At 73.4% G+C, this 19,613-nt stretch carries 17 protein-coding genes; 9 read left to right on the top strand and 8 right to left on the bottom strand.

The window, feature by feature from the left end:
* Nucleotides 1-119: 119 nt before the first annotated feature.
* Nucleotides 120-1,022 (top strand): NAD(P)-dependent oxidoreductase, encoded by a 903-nt coding sequence (locus tag D7318_RS16415; RefSeq protein ID WP_120697870.1) that lies wholly within the window; start codon nucleotides 120-122, stop codon nucleotides 1,020-1,022.
* A 164-nt stretch (nucleotides 1,023-1,186) separates the two neighbouring features.
* Here the strand turns inward: D7318_RS16415 and D7318_RS16410 are convergent, their stop codons facing one another.
* Nucleotides 1,187-2,806, bottom strand: a complete 1,620-nt coding sequence (locus tag D7318_RS16410; protein ID WP_120697869.1) for an alkaline phosphatase D family protein — start codon at nucleotides 2,804-2,806, stop codon at nucleotides 1,187-1,189.
* Between the two features lie 133 nt (nucleotides 2,807-2,939).
* Nucleotides 2,940-4,295, bottom strand: coding sequence for a TerD family protein (locus D7318_RS16405; protein ID WP_120697868.1), 1,356 nt, complete (start codon nucleotides 4,293-4,295; stop codon nucleotides 2,940-2,942).
* Between the two features lie 151 nt (nucleotides 4,296-4,446).
* Here D7318_RS16405 and nhaA point away from each other — a divergent pair, with 151 nt between their 5' ends.
* Together nhaA and D7318_RS16395 are read left to right on the top strand one after the other, a co-directional pair.
* Nucleotides 4,447-6,333 (top strand): Na+/H+ antiporter NhaA, encoded by a 1,887-nt coding sequence (gene nhaA / locus D7318_RS16400; RefSeq protein WP_230423794.1) that lies wholly within the window; start codon nucleotides 4,447-4,449, stop codon nucleotides 6,331-6,333.
* 54 nt (nucleotides 6,334-6,387) lie between these two features.
* Nucleotides 6,388-7,239 carry an endo alpha-1,4 polygalactosaminidase gene (locus D7318_RS16395; protein ID WP_230423792.1) on the top strand — a complete coding sequence of 284 codons (852 nt, stop codon included), beginning with the start codon at nucleotides 6,388-6,390 and terminating at the stop codon, nucleotides 7,237-7,239.
* Nucleotides 7,240-7,285: 46 nt separating this feature from the next.
* On the opposite strand, the gene D7318_RS16390 is transcribed toward D7318_RS16395, so the two are convergent.
* Entirely contained in the window at nucleotides 7,286-8,014 is a 729-nt protein-coding gene (locus D7318_RS16390; protein ID WP_120697866.1) for a response regulator, read from the bottom strand.
* Complete coding sequence (locus D7318_RS16385; RefSeq protein WP_120697865.1) at nucleotides 8,011-9,651, bottom strand: sensor histidine kinase; 1,641 nt, start codon at nucleotides 9,649-9,651, stop codon at nucleotides 8,011-8,013. The genes D7318_RS16390 and D7318_RS16385 overlap by 4 nt, the downstream gene beginning before the upstream one ends.
* A 220-nt stretch (nucleotides 9,652-9,871) precedes the next feature.
* Here D7318_RS16385 and D7318_RS16380 point away from each other — a divergent pair, with 220 nt between their 5' ends.
* Nucleotides 9,872-11,296: a cation:dicarboxylate symporter family transporter gene (locus tag D7318_RS16380; RefSeq protein ID WP_120697864.1), complete on the top strand. Its 1,425-nt coding sequence runs from the start codon at nucleotides 9,872-9,874 to the stop codon at nucleotides 11,294-11,296.
* Nucleotides 11,297-11,379: 83 nt separating this feature from the next.
* Here the strand turns inward: D7318_RS16380 and D7318_RS16375 are convergent, their stop codons facing one another.
* The gene (locus tag D7318_RS16375) at nucleotides 11,380-12,849 is read right to left on the bottom strand and encodes a beta-N-acetylhexosaminidase (RefSeq protein ID WP_120697863.1); all 1,470 of its coding nucleotides are present in this window, start codon (nucleotides 12,847-12,849) and stop codon (nucleotides 11,380-11,382) included.
* Nucleotides 12,850-12,853: 4 nt separating this feature from the next.
* Complete coding sequence (locus D7318_RS16370) at nucleotides 12,854-13,597, bottom strand: MIP/aquaporin family protein (protein ID WP_120697862.1); 744 nt, start codon at nucleotides 13,595-13,597, stop codon at nucleotides 12,854-12,856.
* 354 nt (nucleotides 13,598-13,951) lie between these two features.
* Here D7318_RS16370 and D7318_RS32855 point away from each other — a divergent pair, with 354 nt between their 5' ends.
* The 5 genes from D7318_RS32855 to D7318_RS16350 all read left to right on the top strand — a co-directional run bounded on the left by D7318_RS32855 (nucleotide 13,952) and on the right by D7318_RS16350 (nucleotide 18,532).
* Entirely contained in the window at nucleotides 13,952-14,122 is a 171-nt protein-coding gene (locus tag D7318_RS32855) for a hypothetical protein (protein WP_183091450.1), read from the top strand.
* A 49-nt stretch (nucleotides 14,123-14,171) separates the two neighbouring features.
* Nucleotides 14,172-16,391 (top strand): NADP-dependent isocitrate dehydrogenase, encoded by a 2,220-nt coding sequence (locus D7318_RS16365; protein WP_120697861.1) that lies wholly within the window; start codon nucleotides 14,172-14,174, stop codon nucleotides 16,389-16,391.
* Nucleotides 16,392-16,847: 456 nt separating this feature from the next.
* On the top strand, nucleotides 16,848-17,585 hold the full coding sequence (locus D7318_RS16360) for an AfsR/SARP family transcriptional regulator (RefSeq protein WP_183091451.1): 738 nt from the start codon (nucleotides 16,848-16,850) through the stop codon (nucleotides 17,583-17,585).
* Between the two features lie 21 nt (nucleotides 17,586-17,606).
* On the top strand, nucleotides 17,607-18,014 hold the full coding sequence (locus tag D7318_RS16355; RefSeq protein WP_268987344.1) for an ArsR/SmtB family transcription factor: 408 nt from the start codon (nucleotides 17,607-17,609) through the stop codon (nucleotides 18,012-18,014).
* A complete protein-coding gene (locus D7318_RS16350; protein ID WP_120697859.1) occupies nucleotides 18,011-18,532 on the top strand; it encodes an SRPBCC family protein in 522 nt (173 codons plus the stop codon). The genes D7318_RS16355 and D7318_RS16350 overlap by 4 nt, the downstream gene beginning before the upstream one ends.
* 6 nt (nucleotides 18,533-18,538) lie before the next feature.
* Here the strand turns inward: D7318_RS16350 and D7318_RS16345 are convergent, their stop codons facing one another.
* Nucleotides 18,539-18,964, bottom strand: a complete 426-nt coding sequence (locus D7318_RS16345) for a pyridoxamine 5'-phosphate oxidase family protein (RefSeq protein ID WP_120697960.1) — start codon at nucleotides 18,962-18,964, stop codon at nucleotides 18,539-18,541.
* Nucleotides 18,965-18,974: 10 nt separating this feature from the next.
* A complete protein-coding gene (locus D7318_RS16340; RefSeq protein ID WP_183091452.1) occupies nucleotides 18,975-19,490 on the bottom strand; it encodes a nucleoside 2-deoxyribosyltransferase domain-containing protein in 516 nt (171 codons plus the stop codon).
* Between the last annotated feature and the right edge of the window lie 123 nt (nucleotides 19,491-19,613).

Here is a 19,613-nt window from a genome sequence, read left to right as displayed (position 1 = left end):
GGGGTTGAGGAGCGCGAACGCCCCCGCAGGACCGCCCCGCGCCGCCCCCATCCCACGCGGATGGGTGGTATTCGCCTCGGGTGGCGCCGCCGGGCGCCAGGGAAGGGCAGCCTGGCCGGATGAACGACACCCCTCACTCCTCGTCCGCCGCCGTGGCCGTCCTCGGCACCGGGCGCATGGGCGGCGCGATCGCCAGGGCGCTGCTGTCCGCGGGGCACGCGACCGCCGCGTGGAACCGCTCGCCAGGGCGCGTCGACCCGCTCGTCTCAGCGGGCGCGCTCCGCGCGGAGACGGCGGCGGCGGCGGTCGCGGCCGCGCCGCTCGTCGTCCTGTGCGTGACGGACGACGCGGCGGCCCGCCGGGTCCTCGCCGACGTGGGCGACGCGGTGGCGGGCCGCACGCTGGTCAACGTGACGTCGCACTCCCCCGACGAGGCGCGCCGCGCCGCCGCGTACGCGGCCGAGCGGGGCGCCGACTACCTGGCCGCGCCCGCCATGGCGGACCACAGGATGATCGGCAGCCCGGAGACGCAGTTCCTCTACGCGGGCCCGCGCGCGGCGTACGAGCAGCACGAGGCCACGCTCCTGGCGCTCGGCAAGGCGTCCCGCTACGTCGGCGCGGACCCGGGGGTCGCGCCGCTCTTCGAAGCGGCGATGAACAGCCTGTACTTCGAGTTCTGGGTGGGCTATCTGCACGCCCTGGCCCTGGTCCGCGCCGAGGGCGTCCCGGCGTCCGACTTCGCCCCCGTGGTGTCCCGCACGATGGGCCAGATCCCGCCGTTGATGCCGCTGATCGCCCAGCAGGCCGACACGGCCCACTACGACCCCGCGGCCTATGGCTCGGTCACCGAGCTGGCCGCGATGACCCGCCCGTTGATCGCCCTGCGCCGCTCCCGCGGCATCGACACGAGCCGCCTCGACCACCTGCTGTCCCTGCTGGACCGGCGCACCGAGGAGGGCCACGGCGCCCAGGGCCCCACCAGCCTGCTGGAAACGATCGAGTCCGACCGCTCCTCCCGCTGAGCGGCCGCCCCACGCCGGGCAGCCGCCACGCGAGGGTCGGCGCGAGGGTCAGCGCACCTCGAGCTCCATGATCCGGGAGTGGTCGGCGTCGTTCGAGGCGTGGATCAGAAGCTGGACCGCCTCGGCCTCGGTCGCCGGGAACGCCGATCCTGTGGGGCTCGGGGTCAGGCGTGCTGGATGCCAGGGCGGCCGTTCTCGACGACCAGCCTGGCGCGCGTGGACATCCGCCCGCCGGGCGTGGTGACCCGGTCGGCGACGCGGTAGTCGGAGGTCCACTCGTCCGGGGTGATGCGGCAACTGACGTAGCCGCGTTGGACGTTGTGGTATCCGATGTGGGGGTTCTCGGCGAGCAGGGTCAGCCCGTCCTCGTCGTGGTCCATGCCGTCCATGCCCGAGCTGATGGACGTGCCGACGAACTCGGTGCCGACGGTGGCCGATCCCGGGTCGTCGAAGTTCAGCTTGAGGTCGGAGGCGACGCTGCGGTGGAGGTCGCCGCCGAGGGAGATCAGGTTGCGCACGCCGCGCTCGTGGGCGCCGCCGAGGACGCGGTCGCGCGAGGCGGCGTAGCCGTCCCATGTGTCCATCGGCACGCCCCGCTCGGGCCCTGGGACCATCTCGAGGCGCGCCATCGCGTTCTGCTGCCCCAGGACGTTCCACCGGGTGCGGGAGGCGGCCAGGCCGTCGAGCAGCCAGCGCTCCTGCTCGTCGCCCGTCAGGGTGCGGGCGGGGTCGAGCGAGCCGGGGTTGGGCGGCTTGATGCCGTCGCCCATGGCCTGGTCGGAGCGGTACTGGCGGGTGTCGAGGATGCTGAGCTCCACGAGCGTCCCGTAGCGCAGCCGCCGGTGGAGCCGCATGTCAGGGCCGGTGGGCCGCTGGGCGAGGCGCAGCGGCATGTGCTCCCAGTAGGCGCGGAAGCCGTTGGCGCGGCGGACCAGGAACTGGTCGGCGGGGCCGCCGGGGTGCGGGATCTCGTCGGCCCAGTTGTCGACGACCTCGTGGTCGTCCATGGTGACGATCCAGGGCGCGCAGGCGTGGGCGGCCTGGAGGTCGGGGTCGAGCTTGTAGAGGGCGTAACGCTCCCGGTACTCGTCGAGCGTCACCGTCTGGCGCGTCGCGTGGAGGTCGCCCGAGCCCGGCCTGATGCCCTTGTCCGCGCCGAACTCGTAGATGTAGTCGCCGAGGAAGAGGACGACGTCGTGGTCGCGGCGCGCGAGGTCGGCGTGGGCGGTGTAGAAGCCCTCGAACCACGCCTGGCACGAGGCGAACGCCAGCGTCATGGACGTCAGCCGGTCCTCGGGCGCGGGGGCGGTGCGGGTGCGGCCGACGGGGCTGAGCTGGCCGCCGACGCGGAAGCGGTAGAAGTAGTGCCGCCAGGGCCGCAGTCCGCGGACGTCGACGTGGACGGTGTGCGCGTACTCGGGGCGGGCCGTCGCGGTGCCGCGGCGCACGATCCGGCCGAACGACTCGGTCTCTGAGACCTCCCAGCGCACCTCGACGGGGCCACGGTCCATGCCGCCGAAGGGCGCGAGGGGCTCGGGCGCGAGGCGGGTCCAGATGACGACGGTGTCGGGCAGCGGGTCGCCCGAGGCGACGCCCAGCGTGAAGAGCGGCCTGCGGTCGACGCGGGCCGCGGCCGCGGCGGCCGCCGCAGCCGTGGCGTCGTCGCCGCTGGTCAGGGCGCCGGTCAGGGCGAGGGCCGCGGCGGCTCCCGTGACGGTCACGAAGCTGCGTCGGGTCGAGGCGGCGGCCGCGAGACCGGGAGTTTTTTCGCGCACGGCTCGCATGACACCGCGCCGCGCTGAACCCGTCCCGGAGAACAGGGGAACCGCGCGTGAACACCCGCCGCGCCCCCGCACCCGGCCCTTGACCCGCGCGATCGTGGCCCGCGGGCTCCTTCGCCCGCGGCGTCAGCTCAGGTCAGGTCCTGTGCTTGAACTCCACGGGCCCGGCGTTCATCGCGATCGTGCCGTCGCGGTGGAGCAGGGGGCGCTTCTCGGTCATCCGCGCGCTGTAGGCCTCGATCTGCCTGATGGCCACGCCCTCAGGGACGGTGAAGTCGGCCAGCGCGATGGCGACCCAGTAGCGGGTCCTGGTCTTCTCGAAGAGCGGCACCGTGACCTCGGAGCCATGGCCGTCGCTCACGACGACGTGGGCGCCGAAACTGAGGAACGAGCCCGCGCCGTTGCTCAGGGCCGAGTAGGCGCAGAAGAGCACATAGCCCTGCTCGGCCGGGCGCGTGATCTTGATCGTCTCCTTGCCCGGCGTGCGGGCGTCGCCGTCGAGGGAGATGAACGGGGCCTCCTTGAGCGAGCCCAGATTCTTGTAGTAGACGGCGTCCTTGCTGCCCTCGTCGCTCGGGCGGCGGTAGCGGCCGCGCTTCTTGATCGCCTCGGCGGGCGGGGGCGCGCCCTGGGGGACATGGTCCTTGCGGACGAGCGCGCCGGGCTCGAGGGGGCCGGGGAGCACGTCGGACGCGGGGACGAAGAGGGCGTAGAAGTCGAGGTCGGCGCCCCGGACGACGCGTTGGGCGCTGCCGCCGTCCCACTGGAGGCGCGCGGTGACGACGAGGTCGGCGTCGCCCTTGTCAAGGCCGATGGCGACGCGCCCGCCCTTGTCGAGGCTGACCGCGCCCAGCGGGGCGGGCGCGGGCACGGGCGGCGCGAGGGGCGGCGGCGGCGCGGCAACGGGCTCGGCGACCGGCGGGGCGGCCACGGGGGCGGGCACGGGCGGCGTGGGCGCGGGCGTGGGCTCCTCGTCCACCGAGATGCCGAAGTCCGTGGCCACCCCGGCGAGTCCCGAGGCGTACCCCTGCCCGACGGCGCGGATCTTCCACCCCCCGCCCCTGCGGTACAGCTCGACCAGCACGGCGGCCCGCTCCCCCGCCGTCAGCGGCGGGACGGCGAACTCGACGCTCTCGCCCGCCCCGTGCGCGGCCCGCAGCGTGAGCGCCCCGACCTCGGCGAACGTGCGGCTCTCGTCCTCGGGGTCGCAGCTGCCGACGAGCACCACGCGGTCGACGTCGGCGGGCAGCGCGGCGGTCTCGACGACGACGCGCTCGGGCAGCGCCGCGCCGCCCTTCGGGGTGTGCCGCACGGCGCCTTCCTCGGCCTCGGGCTGGTTGAAGAAGACCATGTCGGCGTCCGACCTGACCTTGCCCGCGGCGTCGAGCAACAGCGCGCTCAGGTCAACGGGCGCCCCCGAGCAGTGCAGTTCGGCGACGACCGGCGCGCCGTCGGTCAGTGGGGCGTTGGCGCCCTTGGCGAGCTGGCTCATGGCGTCTCCCGTGCGGCGGCGGTCCCTGCGGTGTCGCGCTCGCAGTGTAATCACCGCGCGCCGACCGCCGGCGGGGCCGCCGGGACGCCGACCGGGAGGGCCCCGCCGCGTCCGCCCCGGAGAACGCGCCGGGCGCGGGCAGAATTGCCGGGTGACCGAACCCGGGACATCCCCGCCCTATTCGGGCCAGACGACGGACGAGCAGGAGACGCGGACCCCGCTGCGCCTCTTCCTGAGGACGGAGACGGGCGGCGCGGTCGTGCTGCTCGCCGCCGCCGTGGCCGCGCTCGTCTGGATCAACGCGGCGCCCTCGTCGTACGCCACCGTCTGGCACACCGAGCTGTCGATCCGGCTCGGCGCCTGGGACGTGGCGCTGGACCTGCGGGAGTGGGTGAACAGCGGCCTGATGACGCTGTTCTTCTTCGTCGTCGGCCTGGAGACGCGCCGCGAGTTCGACATGGGCGAGCTGCGCGAGCGGCGGCGCGTGGTGCCGCTGCTCGCGGCGGGCCTGAGCGGGATGCTGCTGCCGGTCGCCGTCTTCCTGGTGATCAACGCGGGCGGCGACTCGGCCGGTGGCTGGGGGGCGGCGATGTCCACGGACACGGCGTTCGCCCTGGGGATCCTGGCGCTGTTCCGCTCGCGCTTCCCCGAGGGGCTGCGCACGTTCCTGCTGACGGTGACGGTCGTGGACGACTTCGCGGCGCTCGGCGTGATCGCGTTCGTCTACAGCGAGGACTTCGACCTGCTGGCGCTGCTGATCGGGTTCGGCGTCTTCGCGCTGATCCTGGCGCTGCGCGCCGCGGGCCTGCGCAGGGGCGCGGCCTACGCGGTGCTGGGGATCGCGGCGTGGGTGGCGTTCCTCGAGTCGGGCGTCGACCCGATCGTGGTGGGCCTGGTGATGGGGCTGCTCACGTTCGCCTATCCGGCGGCGCGTGGGGATCTGGAGCGCGCCACCGACCTGTTCCGGCTGTTCCGCGAGCAGCCGACGGCCGAGTACGAGCGGTCGGTGCGCTCGGGTCTGGCGTCGGCGCTCTCGCCCAACGACCGGCTCCAGCGGCTGTTCCACCCGTGGTCGAGCTATGTGATCGTGCCGCTGTTCGCGCTGGCCAACACGGGTGTGGAGCTGGGCGGCGACCGGCTGGGCGAGGCGTTCACCTCGCCCGTCACCCTGGGGATCCTGCTGGGCTTCGTCATCGGCAAGCCGCTCGGCATCGCGGGCGCGTCGTGGCTGACCGCCAGGCTGAGCGGGGGGCGGCTGCGCCCGCCCGTGGGCTGGGGCTCGACGCTGGCCTCGGGCACGATGGCCGCGGCGGGCTTCACCGTGTCGCTGCTGATCGCGACGAAGGCGCTGAGCGGCACTCGCCTCGAGGAGGCGAAGATCGGGATCCTCTCCTCGGTGGTGGGCGCGGCGGCGCTCGCCTGGCTGGTGTCCAGGGGGCTGCGGCTGCTGCCGCGCCGGGCCAGGGTCGAGGCGCTGCTGGGCCGGGCCGAGCTCATCACGGACCTCGCGCCCGGGGTGGACGCCGGGCGCGACCATGTGCGCGGGCCGGCCGAGGCGCTGGTGACGCTCGTGGAGTACGGGGACTTCGAGTGCCCGTACTGCGGCCAGGCCGAGCCGGTCGTGCGGCGGCTGCTCGCCGAGGTCGGCGAGCTGCGGTACGTGTGGCGGCATCTGCCGCTGCACGACGTGCACCCCAACGCGCGGCTGGCCGCCGAGGCGGCCGAGGCGGCGGCGGAGCAGGACGCGTTCTGGCGCATGCACGACCTGCTGCTCGACCACCAGGGGGCGCTGCGCATGCCCGATCTCATCGGCTACGCCGAGGAGATCGGCCTCGACGTCGACCGCTTCCGCGACCATCTCCAGCGGCGGCGGGGCTCGACGCGCGTGGCGGAGGACATCGAGTCGGCCGACCTCAGCGGCGTCTCCGGCACCCCGACGTTCTTCGTCAACGGCCGCCGCCACCACGGCTCCTACGACATCGACAGCCTGACCGAGGCGGTGCGCGCGGCCAAGGCGCGGGCGGGGTTGGCCCGTTGACGCGGGGTCGCCGCCCGACTTGCGGCGTCCCCGCGGGCCGATGTGTACTGCGCTGTGCCCGCTCGACTGCTCCCTTCCCGTGCTGCGAAGATCCGGCTCGTCCGGCGCGTCGCCCTGCTGTGCGCCCTGGTCTCCCTGACGGCGACGGCCTGTTCGGGCGGCGGCCCCGCCGACGAGCCGTCGGCCGGGGCCCCCGCGGGGACGCCGGAGCCATGGCGCCCCGAGCCGGGCCTCGACTGGCAGTGGCAGCTCAACGGCACGCTCGACCCCGACGTCGACGTGCCGGTCTACGACATCGACGGCTTCGACCACGGCGCCGACGTGGTGGAGGCGCTGCACGGGCGCGGGGTCAGGGTGATCTGCTACATCAACGTCGGCGCGTGGGAGGACTGGCGGCCCGACGCCGCCGACTTCCCCGAGGAGCTGCGCGGCCGCGGCAACGGCTGGGAGGGCGAGCGCTGGCTCGACATCAGGGAGCGTGACGTGCTGCGCCCGCTGCTCGCCGAGCGGTTCGACATGTGCGCGGAGAAGGGCTTCGACGCGGTGGAGCCCGACCTGGTCGACGGCTACCTCAACGACACCGGCTTCCCGCTCACCGCCGATGACCAGCTCGCCTACAACCGCATGGTCGCCGAGCTGGCCAGGGAGCGCGGCCTCTCGGTGGGCCTCAAGAACGACCTGGACCAGATCCCCGAGCTGCTCGACGACTTCGACTTCGCGGTGAACGAGGAGTGCGCGGCGTTCGGCGAGTGCGCGCGGCTGCGGCCGTTCATCGAGGCGGGCAAGGCGGTCTTCCACGTCGAGTACGAGCTGGCCGCCGAGGAGTTCTGCGCGGAGACCACCGCGCTGGGCCTCAGCTCCCTGGTCAAGCGGTGGGACCTGGACGCCTGGCGCGAGGCCTGCTGAGCGGGCGGCGCCGAGGGCGGGCCCGCGAACAGGGCCCGCCCGCCTCCTACGACGGCCTCTCGCGCCAGCGGTAGTGCAGCTCGGGGCGGCCCACCTGGCCGTAGCGGGGGGCGCGTTCGGCGAGCCCTGAGGCGACCAGGTGCTCCAGGTAACGGCGGGCGGTGATGCGGGAGATGCCCGCGAGGGCCGCCGCCTCCGCCGCCGTGGCGGTGCCCTCACGCTCGCGCAGCGCCCGGGTCACGGCCTCGAGCGTCGGGCCGCTCATGCCCTTGGGCAGCGCGGCGGGGCGGGGGGCGCGCAGCGCGGCGAGGGCGCGGTCCACCTCCTCCTGGCCGCTGGCCTCGCCGACCGAGCCGCGGAACTCCGCGTAGCGCACGAGCCGGTCGCGCAGGGTCGCGAACGTGAACGGCTTGAGCACGTACTGGACCACGCCGAGCGAGACGCCCTCCCTGACCACGGCCAGGTCGCGCGCGGACGTCACCGCGATGACGTCGAGGCCGTGGCCCGCCGCGCGCAGCGAGCGGACCAGGCGCAGGCCGTGGCCGTCGGGCAGGTAGAGGTCGAGGAGCAGCAGGTCCACCTGGACGCGCTGGAGGGCGCGGCGGGCCGCGGTGGCGGAGTGGGCGGTGCCGCGGACGGTGAAGCCGGGGACGCGCTCGACGTACTGGCGGTGGGCGTCGGCGGCGAGCGGGTCGTCCTCGACGACCAGGACGCGGATGGCCGGGTCGACCGCGAGGGGGGCGACGCGTTCGCCGCCGGGACCTGTGCGGGTCATGCGGGCACCTCCGTGCGCAGGGGCAGCCGAACGGTGAACTCGGCGCCGCCCTCGGGTGGTCGGGCGGTGGCGACGGTGCCGCCGTTGCGCCGGACGGCCTGGCCGACCAGGGCGAGGCCGAGGCCGTGGCCTGGCCCTTCGCCCTCGGCGGGCTTGGTCGTCCAGCCCCGGCGGAACGCGGCGTCCACGGCCTCGGGGGACAGCCCCGGGCCCGTGTCGCGCACCGCGAGCAGCAGCTCGCCGTCCTCGGCGCGCGCCGTCACGGTGACGCGCGCGCCCGTGGGACCCATGGCGACGTCGGCCGCGGCCCCGACGACGGCGTCAACCGCGTTGTCGACCAGGTTGCCGAGGATGGTCACCAGGTCGCGGGCGGGCAGGGTGGGCGGGAGCAGCCCGTCGTCGATGCGGCTCTCGGGCGCCAGGACCAGCTCGACGCCGCGCTCGTTCGCCTCGGCGGCCTTGCCGAGCAGCAGCGCGGCCAGCACCGGCTCGCCGACCGCGCCCACCACCTGGTCGGTCAGCGCCTGCGCCAGCTCGAGCTCGGCGGTGGCGAACTCCACGGCCTCGTCGGCGCGGCCGAGCTCGATCAGCGAGACGACGGCGTGCAGGCGGTTGGCGGCCTCGTGCGCCTGGGAGCGCAGCGCCTCGGCGAAGCCGCGCACCGAGTCGAGCTCACCGGCCAGCGCCTGGAGCTCGGTGTGGTCGCGCAGGGTGACCACGGTGCCGTGGCGCTCGCCGCCCGAGACGGGCGAGGTGTTGAGCGCGACGATCCGGTCCTCGGTGACATGCACCTCGTCGACGCGGGGCCCCGGGGAGAGCAGCGCGTCGGTCAACGGGTCCGGCAGGCCCAGGTCCCTGACGTGCCGGCCCGCCGGGTCGCCCGTGAGGCCGAGGAGGTCGCGGCCCGCGTCGTTGATCAGCCCGACCCTGCCCGATGAGTCGACGAGCAGCAGCCCCTCGCGGACGGCGCGCAGGGTCGCCTGGTGGTAGTCGTGCATGCGGCCGAGCTCGGCGGCGTTCATCCCGTGGGTGTGGCGGCGCAGCCGGGCGCTGAGGCCATAGGTGACGGCCCCGCCGAGCGCGAGCGCCGAGGCGGCGACCACGAGCAGCGCGGTGACCTGCCCGGCCAGCCGGTCGCCGATGGCCTCGACGGTGAGCCCCGCGCTGACCAGGGCGATCACCTCGCCGCCGCCCTCGGGCCCCGAGCGCACGGGGGTGACCACGCGGACGGAGCGGCCCAGGGTGCCGGTGTAGGTCTCGGTGAACGTGGCGCCTTCGATGGCCTGCCGCGTGTGGCCGACGAAGTGCTCGCCGATGCGCTCGGGGTTGGGGTGGGTCCACCGGACGCCCTCGGTGTCCATGATCGTGACAAAGGTGATGTCGGTGTCGCGGCGTACGCCCTCCGCGTACGGCTGGAGCGCGGGCGAGGGGTCGGGCGAGAGGGCGGCCTCGCGGACGTAGGGCGAGCTGGCGATGGCGCGCGCGGCGGCGGTCACCTGGTCGAGGGCGGCGTCCTCGGCCTGCTCCCGGTCGGTGACATAGGCGAACACGACGCACCCGGCGACCAGCACGGCGACCAGCGCCGCCTGGAGGGCGAAGAGCTGGCCGGCGAGGCTCCGGGGACGAGGCAGTCGCATGTCGACAGTGTGCACGGACGGTCAACGTGGGGGGAACCCACGTTTCGGTGGCCGGCGAACGATATGAACGCAACCGTGACGGGGGTCACAGGCGGGTGGAGAGTCACCGGGACGCCGGGCGCGAGGCACGCCCCGGCTTCCGCCGTGGCCCCGGGCACTCCGAGCGCCACGCGAGCCGCTCGCACTTCACCCACCGCTCCACGACGACGAGGAGACCACCGTGGCCCCCACCACGACGACGGAACCGGACGGAAAACCGGACGGGAAGGGCGCCCGTCGGCGCGACCGGACCCACTATCTGTACATCGCCGTCATCCTGGCGGTGGCCGCGGGCATCGTGGTGGGCCTGGCCTTCCCCGACGCCGGCGTGGAGCTGAAGCCCCTGGGTACCGGCTTTGTGAATCTGATCAAGATGATGATCTCCCCGATCATCTTCTGCACGATCGTGCTGGGCATCGGATCGGTCCGCAAGGCCGCCAAGGTGGGCGCCGTCGGCGGCCTCGCGCTCGGCTACTTCGTGGTGATGTCCACGCTGGCGCTGGCGGTCGGCCTGCTCGTCGGCAACTTCCTCGAGCCCGGCTCAGGGCTGCACATCACCGAGGCCACCGCCGACGCGGGCGCCGCCCAGGCGGAGGGCGCGAGCGAGTCCACGGTGGACTTCCTGCTCGGCATCATCCCGACCACGCTGGTCTCGGCGTTCACCGAGGGCGAGGTGCTCCAGACGCTGCTGATCGCGCTGCTCGCGGGCTTCGCGCTCCAGGCCATGGGCTCGGCGGGCGCGCCGGTGCTGCGCGGCGTGGAGCACATCCAGCGGCTGGTGTTCAGGATCCTCGCGATGATCATGTGGCTGGCCCCGGTGGGCGCGTTCGGCGCGATCGCCGCCGTGGTCGGCGAGACCGGGGTGGACGCGCTGAGGTCGCTCGCGATCATCATGATCGGCTTCTACGCGACGTGTCTGATCTTCGTGATCGGCATCCTCGGCCTGCTGCTCCGCCTGGTGGCGGGCGTCAACCTGTTCTCCCTGCTGCGCTACCTCGGCAGGGAGTTCCTGCTGATCCTGTCGACGTCCTCGTCGGAGTCGGCGCTGCCGCGGCTCATCGCCAAGATGGAGCACGTCGGCGTGAGCAGGCCGGTCGTCGGCATCACCGTGCCGACCGGCTACTCGTTCAACCTGGACGGCACGGCGATCTACCTCACCATGGCGTCGCTGTTCATCGCCGAGGTGATGGGCGACCCGCTGACGCTGGGCGAGCAGATCTCGCTGCTGGTCTTCATGATCATCGCCTCCAAGGGCGCGGCCGGGGTCACGGGCGCGGGCCTGGCCACCCTGGCGGGCGGCCTCCAGTCGCACCGGCCCGAGCTGCTCGACGGCGTCGGGCTGATCGTCGGCATCGACCGCTTCATGAGCGAGGCCCGCGCGCTGACCAACTTCGCGGGCAACGCCGTGGCCACGGTCGTCATCGGCGTGTGGACCAAGGAGGTCGACAAGGAACGGATGCGGGAGGTGCTCGCGGGGCGCGTGCCGTTCGACGAGGCGACGCTCGTCGACCACGGACACGGGGCGCCGCCCGGGCCCGAGGCGCCCGACGACGCGCCGACCCCTGGGCGGGTCACGACCGAGAAGCCCGACCCGGTCGGGGTCTGACCCCCTCGTAGGCCGCGGCGGCCCGGGCGGCCCTCACCGCCCGGGCCTTCCGCTTGTCAGGCCTTCCGCTTGTCAGGCCGCCGTCAGCCCTGTCCCAGGGGCGCGACCGGGTGGTGGCGCACGCCGAGCGCGTCGAGCAGCGGGAGGTGGCCGGTCAGCCGGGCGTGGAAGTCGGCGAAGTCGGGGAAGTCCCGCTCCCCCGCGCACCAGCCCACCTCGGCGAGTGCGGCGAGCCTGGGGTAGGCGCGCCACTCCACCAGGTCGGTGGTGGGCAGGTACTCGCTCCACAGCTGGCCCTGGACGCCGAGCACGGAAGGAAGCGGGCGGAAGCCGTGCACCTTGTCGAGCGGCAGGCCGTGCCGGATGGCCAGCGGCTCGTCGGGCCCGTCCGCCTCGGCCCAGTCGAGATAGGTGAACTCCTCGGGCGCGGCGACCACGTCGATGCCCGAACGCGTCGCCAGCTCCACGCGGTCCACGCCCCGCCACGCGAAGACCGCGGCGCCCTCGGGCACGCCCTGCTCGATCAGCTCGTCCCAGACCGCGGCCCTCCTGCCGAGCTTGCCGAGGTGGGCGGCCAGCTGCCCGGCCCACCAGCCCAGCAGGCGCTCGGGCCCGTCGAGGCCCTCGGCGGCGATCCGCCGCCCGGCGTCGACGCTCACGGCCCACTCGTCGGGCGGCACCTCGTCGCCGCCGATGTGGACATACTCGAAAGGGAAGACGTCGGTCAGCTCGTCGAGCACCTGCCGCACGAACTCCACGGTGCCCTCGGCGGTGTTGAGGACATGCTTGGAGATGCCCCAGCGGACGCGCACCGGCAGCTGCCGGTCGGGGTCGTTGCCCAGCCAGGGGTAGGCCGCGATCGCCGCCTGCATGTGCCCGGGCGCGTCGATCTCCGGCATGATCCGCACCCCGCGGCGGGCGGCGTAGGTGACGAGGTCGCGCAGCTCGTCCTGGGTGTAGAAGCCGCCATGGGGAACGTCGTTCTCGCGCCCCTCGCGGTTGTGGCCCACCACGGAACCGGTCCTGAAGCCACCGAACTCGGTCAGCCTCGGATAGCGCTTCACCTCGAAACGCCAGCCCTGGTCATCGGTGAGGTGCAGATGCAGGGTGTTCAGCTTGTGGAGGGCCAGCAGGTCGACGTACTTGTACAGGAACGGCAGCGGGTGGCACCAGCGCGCCACGTCCAGCAGGGAGCCGCGCCAGGCGAACCGGGGGCGGTCGGTGATCTCCACCCGGGGCAGACGCCCCTCGCGGGCCAGCTGGCGCAGCGTCTGCACCGCCCAGCGGAGCCCGGCGGGGGCGGCGGCCTCGGCGCGGACGCCGTCCCCGGTGATCGCCAGGCGGTAGCCCTCGGCGCCGAGGGCGGGGTCGTCGGTGAGGGTCAGCTCGATCTCGGAGCCCGAGCCGTGCGCGCCGAGCAGCTCGCGGGCCAGCTCGGCGATGTCATCGGGTCCGCGCACACCGGTGTCGGGGCCGATGGCGAAGTGGCCGTCGAGGACGCGGAGGGACTCGGGACGCGGTATCAGCGGCGGCGTTGTGTTCACGGAGTCCATCAACTCATGCCGAGGGGTAGGCCAGGAAGAGGAGGGCCGCCAGCGCGCCGCCCACGATGGGGCCAGCCACCGGCACCCAGGCGTAGCCCCACTGCGCGTCGCCCTTGCCCTTGATGGGCAGCAGGAACGCGTAGGCCAGGCGCGGGCCGAGGTCGCGGGCGGGGTTGATGGCGTAGCCCGTGGGGCCGCCGAGCGATGTGCCGATCACGATCACCACGAAGGCGACACCGGCGTAACCGAGCGCGGCGTTGCCGAAGTTGGGGACCCCGCCCGCGTCGGTGAAGACCGGCGAGAACAGCACGAAGGCCACCAGGACGAAGGTCCCGATGGCCTCGGAGACGAAGTTCCAGACGCGGTGGGGTATCTGGGGCGCGGTGGCGAATATGCCGAGCGTGCCGCCGGGTTCCGGATGGTCGTCGAACTGGAGCTTGTAGGTGGCCCAGCAGAGCACCGCGCCCAGGACGCCACCGACCATCTGACCCAGCAGATACATCGGGACGTCCGACCACTCGGCCTTGTCGGCGATGGCGAGGCTGAGCGTGATGGCGGGGTTGAGGTGGGCGCCGGTGGGTGCCGCGAGGCTCGCGCCGGTGAACACCGCGAATCCCCAGCCGATGTTGATGAAGAGGGGGCCTCCGCCGTTGCCGTTGGTGCGGCGCAGCACGTTGTTCGCGACGACGCCGGTGCCCAGCAGGATCAGCACGGAGGTGCCGAGCAGCTCCCAGAGGAAGATCGAACCTTGGCTCATCAACTACCTCCACAGCATGGTGGCTTCGCACGTCGGTGGTGCCGACGAACGCCCGCGAACCCTACTTGACCTCGGCGGCGCGCTGAAGGCCGCGCGCACAGAAACCTGTGCGGAAGGGAAGAGTGCGCGAAGGGGCGTGGCGTGGGGGATCCGGGGGGGAGTTCGATGAGCGCGAACGTGGCGCCCCACGGGTCGGTGAGCACGGCGAGGCCGCGCCCCGTCGCGTCGGCGCCCTCGTGCGGCACGGCGCCCCCGCGCGGTCGCGGTGGCGGCGGCTGTTCCGCTTGCCGTGCGCTGGCCTCGGCGCGTCCGTCCACCGGTCGTGGCAGCGGGCGCTCGCGCCCGAGGTCCGAGGTGGTCCCGGTCCAGCCGCCGGGCCGCGAGGGCCGCGCGACCGAGCCGCCGCACACCGCCATGGCCGGGCTGATGGCCACGCTGCTGCCCGGGCTGCGCGTGCGGCTGGCTCAGACACCGTGCCGCTGGCGCGGGCACCGTGCGGCGCGGCGCGGGCACCAGATATCTTGATGTCAAGCAATGTCAAGCAAGGTTGCAGAGACGTGAGCGGAGCAACGCGGTGACTGACTCGACCATCATCTACACGCACACGGACGAGGCCCCGGCCCTGGCGACGTATTCGTTCCTGCCGGTGGTCGAGGCGTACGCCTCGACCGCGGGTGTCGGCGTGGAGAGCCGTGACATCTCCCTGGCCGGGCGGATCATCGCCAGCTTCCCCGAGCGCTTGGCGGAGAGCCAGCGCATCGACGACGCCCTCGCCGAGCTGGGCGCGCTGGCCCGCACCCCCGAGGCCAACATCATCAAGCTGCCCAACATCTCGGCCTCGATCCCGCAGCTCAAGGCGGCCATCGCCGAGCTGCGCGAGCAGGGTTACGCGCTGCCCGACTACCCCGACGACCCGAAGACGGACGAGGAGCGCGACATCCGCGCCCGTTACGACCGGGTCAAGGGCAGCGCGGTCAACCCCGTGCTGCGCGAGGGCAACTCCGACCGCCGCGCGCCCGCATCGGTGAAGAACTACGCCAAGGCGCACCCGCACCGCATGGGCGCCTGGTCGGCCGACTCCAAGACCAACGTCGCGCACATGGAAGGCGACGACTTCCGTTCCACGGAGAAGTCGGCGATCGTCGCCGAGGCGGGCTCGCTCCGCATCGAGCTGGCCGGGGACGACGGCAGCACGACGGTGCTGCGCGAGTCGGTACCGGTGCTCGCGGGCGAGATCGTGGACGCGGCGGTGCTGCGGGTGGCGGCGCTGCGGGAGTTCCTGACGGCGCAGGTGGCGCGGGCGAAGGCCGAGGGCGTGCTGTTCTCGGTGCACCTCAAGGCCACCATGATGAAGGTGTCGGACCCGATCATCTTCGGTCATGCGGTGCGCGCGTTCTTCCCCAGGACGTTCGCCGCGCACGGCGCGACGCTCGCCGCGGCGGGCCTCACCCCCAACGACGGTCTCGGCGGCATCATCAAGGGCCTCGACGCGCTGCCCGAGGGCGAGGAGATCAAGGCGTCGTTCGAGGCGGAGCTGGCCGATGGCCCTGAGCTCGCCATGGTCGACTCCGACCGGGGCATCACCAACCTGCACGTCCCGAGCGATGTCATCGTGGATGCCTCGATGCCCGCGATGATTCGCACGTCCGGTCACATGTGGGGCCCCGACGGTCAGGAAGCGGACACGCTGGCGGTCATTCCCGATAGCAGCTACGCCGGTATCTACCAGGCCGCGATCGACGACTGCCGCGCGAACGGCGCCTTCGACCCGGCCACCATGGGCTCGGTGCCCAACGTGGGCCTGATGGCGCAGAAGGCCGAGGAGTACGGCAGCCACGACAAGACGTTCGAGATCCCCGCCACGGGCACGGTCCGTGTCGTCGACGGCAACGGCACGGCGCTGCTCGAGCACGCGGTGAGCGCGGGCGACATCTGGCGCATGTGCCAGACCAAGGACATCCCGGTCCAGGACTGGATCAAGCTGGCGGTCGGCCGCGCCCGCGCCACGGGCGACCCGGCCGTCTTCTGGCTCGACGAGGGCCGCGCGCACGACGCCAGCCTGATCGAGAAGATCAACACGTACCTGCCCGAGCACGACACCGAGGGCCTGACGATCGAGATCAAGTCGCCGGTGGACGCGATCACGTTCTCCCTTGAGCGCATTCGCAGGGGCGAGAACACCATCTCCGTCACCGGCAACGTCCTGCGTGACTACCTGACGGACCTCTTCCCGATCCTGGAGCTCGGCACCAGCGCCAAGATGCTGTCGGTGGTCCCGCTGATCAACGGCGGCGGGCTGTTCGAGACGGGCGCGGGCGGCTCGGCGCCCAAGCACGTGCAGCAGCTGGTCAAGGAGAACTACCTGCGCTGGGACAGCCTGGGCGAGTTCCTGGCGCTCGCGGTCAGCTTCGAGCACCTGGCGCAGACCACGGGCAACGCGCGCGCCCAGATCCTCGCCGACACGCTGGACCGCGCCACCGCGACGTTCCTCGACGAGAACAAGTCGCCGAGCCGCCGCGTCGGTGGCCTCGACAACCGTGGCAGCCACTTCTACCTCGCGCTGTACTGGGCGAGTGAGCTGGCGGGCCAGTCCGAGGACGCGCGGCTCGCCGAGGCGTTCGGGCCGCTGGCCAGGACGCTGGCCGAGCAGGAGCAGACCATCCTGGACGAGCTGGTCGCGGTGCAGGGCTCGCCCGCCGACATCGGCGGCTACTACCACCCGGACCCGGCCAGGACGACGGCCGTGATGCGCCCGTCGGCCACGTTCAACAAGGCGCTCACGCTGCTCGGCTGAGCGGCCTTGGCCCCGGCGGGACACGGTGTCCCGCCGGGGGTTGACCGTTCCCGGACGGCTACGGAGGGTCCGGTGGTGCGCGTTGTCCGCCGCGCTGTCTTGTCCCGTCGGGTCGCCGGACGGGCGCAGCGGATACCGCTTTGCGGGTGGCCGATTTCCGCGTGGTCGGCCGGGGTAGCGCGCACCCTTCGGGCCAGACCGGTGACCGAGACGGCCGCACACCCGACGCCCCCCGTAGGTGCCCATCGTTGACCCGCACCGCAACGAGAGCGACCAACCGGCCGACGAGGCGCACCACCGGACCCTCCGTAGCCGCCCCCGTCCATGGACAGCAGTCACCCCCCGGGCGCCGTAACAGAACACCTCTAGGGTGTCGGTCATGAGTGAGAGTGACAGAGGTGGGCGGCTCGGGGAGGTCACGCTCGCGTTCTACGCCCTGGACCTCGACAAGTCCTGGTGAGCGGGGGCGCCTTGAGGCTCGGCGTGCTGGGTGAGATCGCCGCCTGGCGGGGCGCCGAGCCGTTGGACATCGGGCACGCGCGGCAGCGGCACGTGCTGGGCGCGCTGCTGCTCGAGCCGGGAACGGCCGTTCCGGGCGAGGAGTTGGCGCGCCGTGTGTGGGGCGCGCGCCCGCCGCGCGGCACGTCGGCGCTGCACGGCTATGTGTCGCGGCTGCGGCGGGCGTTGGCCGGGGGCGGCGCGGACATCGTGCGCGATCGGGCGGGTTACCGGCTCGAGGCGGAGGCGGGCCCCGCGGCGGTGGACGTGTGCCGTTTCCGCGCGCTGGCGGTCAGGGCCGGGGCGGCGGAGCGCGACGAGGAGGCCGCCGCGCTGTGGGACGAGGCGCTGGGGCAGTGGCGGGGCGAGGCGTTCGCCGGGGCGGACGCCCCCTGGTTCCGCGCCCAGCGCGAACGGCTCGCCGCGGAGCGCCTCGCGGCCCGCCTCGACGCGGCCGACGTGGCGCTGCGCCTGGGCCGACAGGGCCCGTTGCTCGACGAGCTGGCGGCCAGGGCCGTGGACCACCCGCTCGACGAGCGCATGGCGGGGCAGCTGATCCTCGCCCTGCACCGCGAGGGGCGGCACGCGGAGGCGCGGGCGTCGTTCGAACGCGTACGGCTGCGGCTGGCCGAGGAGTTGGGCCTCGACCCGGGCCCGGCGCTGCGGCGGCTGGGCGAACGCCTCGCCAACGCGTAACCCATAGGTTACGCTTCAGGTGTGGCCGATGAGGAGCTGAGCGACGAGTTGAGCGGCGTGGCGGGCGCGATCGCCGACCCCGTGCGCCGCGAGATCCTGGTCATGCTGCGCCACACCCGGCTCTCCGCCGGTGAGATCGCCGAGCGGTTCTCCGTCAGCAGGCCCGCCGTCAGCCGCCATCTGCGCGTGCTGCGGGAGAGCGGGCTGGTCACCGACGAGGCGGACGGGCGGCGGCGCCTCTATGCGCTCGATCCGTCCCGGCTTGCCCAACTGACGGCGTGGCTGGCCCAGTTCGAGCAGCCGTCGCCCTGGGCCCAGCGGTTCGACGCGCTGGGGACCGAGGTGGCGCGCGCCCGCAGGGACCGGCGGCACCGCGAACGGGCCGATGAGGGCCGCCCCGGCGGCACGACAAGGAGGGACAGCGCATGACATCCACCGAACCACCCGTGCCCACCGGGCAGTTGCTCCCCACGGACACGGGCTACGACCTGATCCTCACCCGCACCTACCGCGGCTCGATCGACGACGTCTGGGCCAGTGTGACCGAACCCGAGCGCACCGCACGGTGGTTCGGCCCGTGGCGGGGCGAGGCCGCGCCCGGGAGAACGATCGAGGTGCGGATGGCGTTCGAGGCGGAGGCGCCCTGGTGCGCGGTGCGCATCGACGCCTGTGAGCCGCCGCGCCGCCTGGCCGTCTCGATGGACGACGAGGCGGGCTCGTGGCCCATGGAGCTGCTGCTCGACGAGAACGGGGACGGCGGAACGACGCTGCGGCTGGTCCACCACCGCCCCTCCGCCGAGGGGATCGGCGAGATCGGCCCCGGCTGGGAGTACTACCTGGGCCTGCTGACCGCGTCCCGCGAGGGCGGGGCGGTGGCGGCGCCGGACTTCGACGCCTACTACCCGGCGCAGAAGGCGTATTACGAGGGGCTGGCGCCCACGCCGTAGCGCGGGCTAGAGCGCGCCGAGGTCCGAGCTGTACCAGTGCTCGGGCCGCATGCGGAAGACGATCTGCTCGCCGTGGTCGGCGAGCGCGTACGCGACGTAGCCGTCCACCTTCTCGGCGGGCAGGTAGCGCGCGGCCAGCCCGTGCAGGACCTCGCGCGTGCCCTCGGCGGTCCCGACGACCGATCCCTCGACGCTGACATAGCGGATGGTGGGCTCGACGCGCTCGACCATGAGGCTGAACCGGCCCGCGGCCTTGATGAGGTGCGCCTTGCGCGAGTCGGCGCCGGTCAGGACGGTCACCTCGCCGCCGGGCTCGTACGCGTACCAGATCGGAAGGGTGAGCGGCCCCCGCCCCTCCCCCGCGTCCACGGCCAACGCGGCGATATGGGGCTCGGCGAGGAACTGCTCTCGCTCAACTCGGCTCAGCGGCATGGTCGCCACCCTAACGCGACCGCACGACAACCAGTGCGGCGGCGACCGTCGCGCCCAACGTCTCGCACACGGGCACGCCATGGCGGCGGGCCACATGGATGAGATAGCGATTCCGCTCGGGATTCGGACAGTCCGGCGGGCAGCCGAGAACGGCACGTCCCGTCCCCACGTCGAGGCCGAACTCCACGTTCGTGGTGAAGCCGGGGAGCGTGGCCAGGTCCCGGGGAATCCAGAACAGGATGGCGTCGGCCGCCGCGCGGGCGTCGGTCTCCCAGTCCACCTGATCGTCGTAGTGCGCGGCCCGGTGGCCGTCGCGGGACTCGGGCGTGAGAACGGTCAGGAGCTCAGGACCGCGCCACTGTGCGGCGAGGTGGGTGAGCGCGGCGGGGCGCCACGAGGGGACGTCGGGGTGGCGGGGTGTGGGCCCCGCGAGGAAGACGCTGGGGGTGGGATCCGGAGGGAAGGGCTCGCGGGCCCACGCCGTGGTGAGGCGGGGGGCGAGCCCTTCCGGGGTGGGTGGGGTCACTGTCCTGTGGTGTGCCAGATGGTTTTGGTTTCGAGGTGGGTGGTGAGGCGGGTGGTGGTGGGGGTGGTGGTGAAGTCTTCGTGGGGGTGGGGGTGGTGGATGCGTTTGAGGGTGTCGGCGGCG

Source organism: Streptomyces radicis, assembly GCF_003626575.1.
Lineage (GTDB): Bacteria > Actinomycetota > Actinomycetes > Streptomycetales > Streptomycetaceae > Streptomyces > Streptomyces radicis.
The sequence above is the reverse complement of the archived record's forward strand: the minus strand, read 5'-3'. Positions and strand labels throughout refer to the sequence as shown.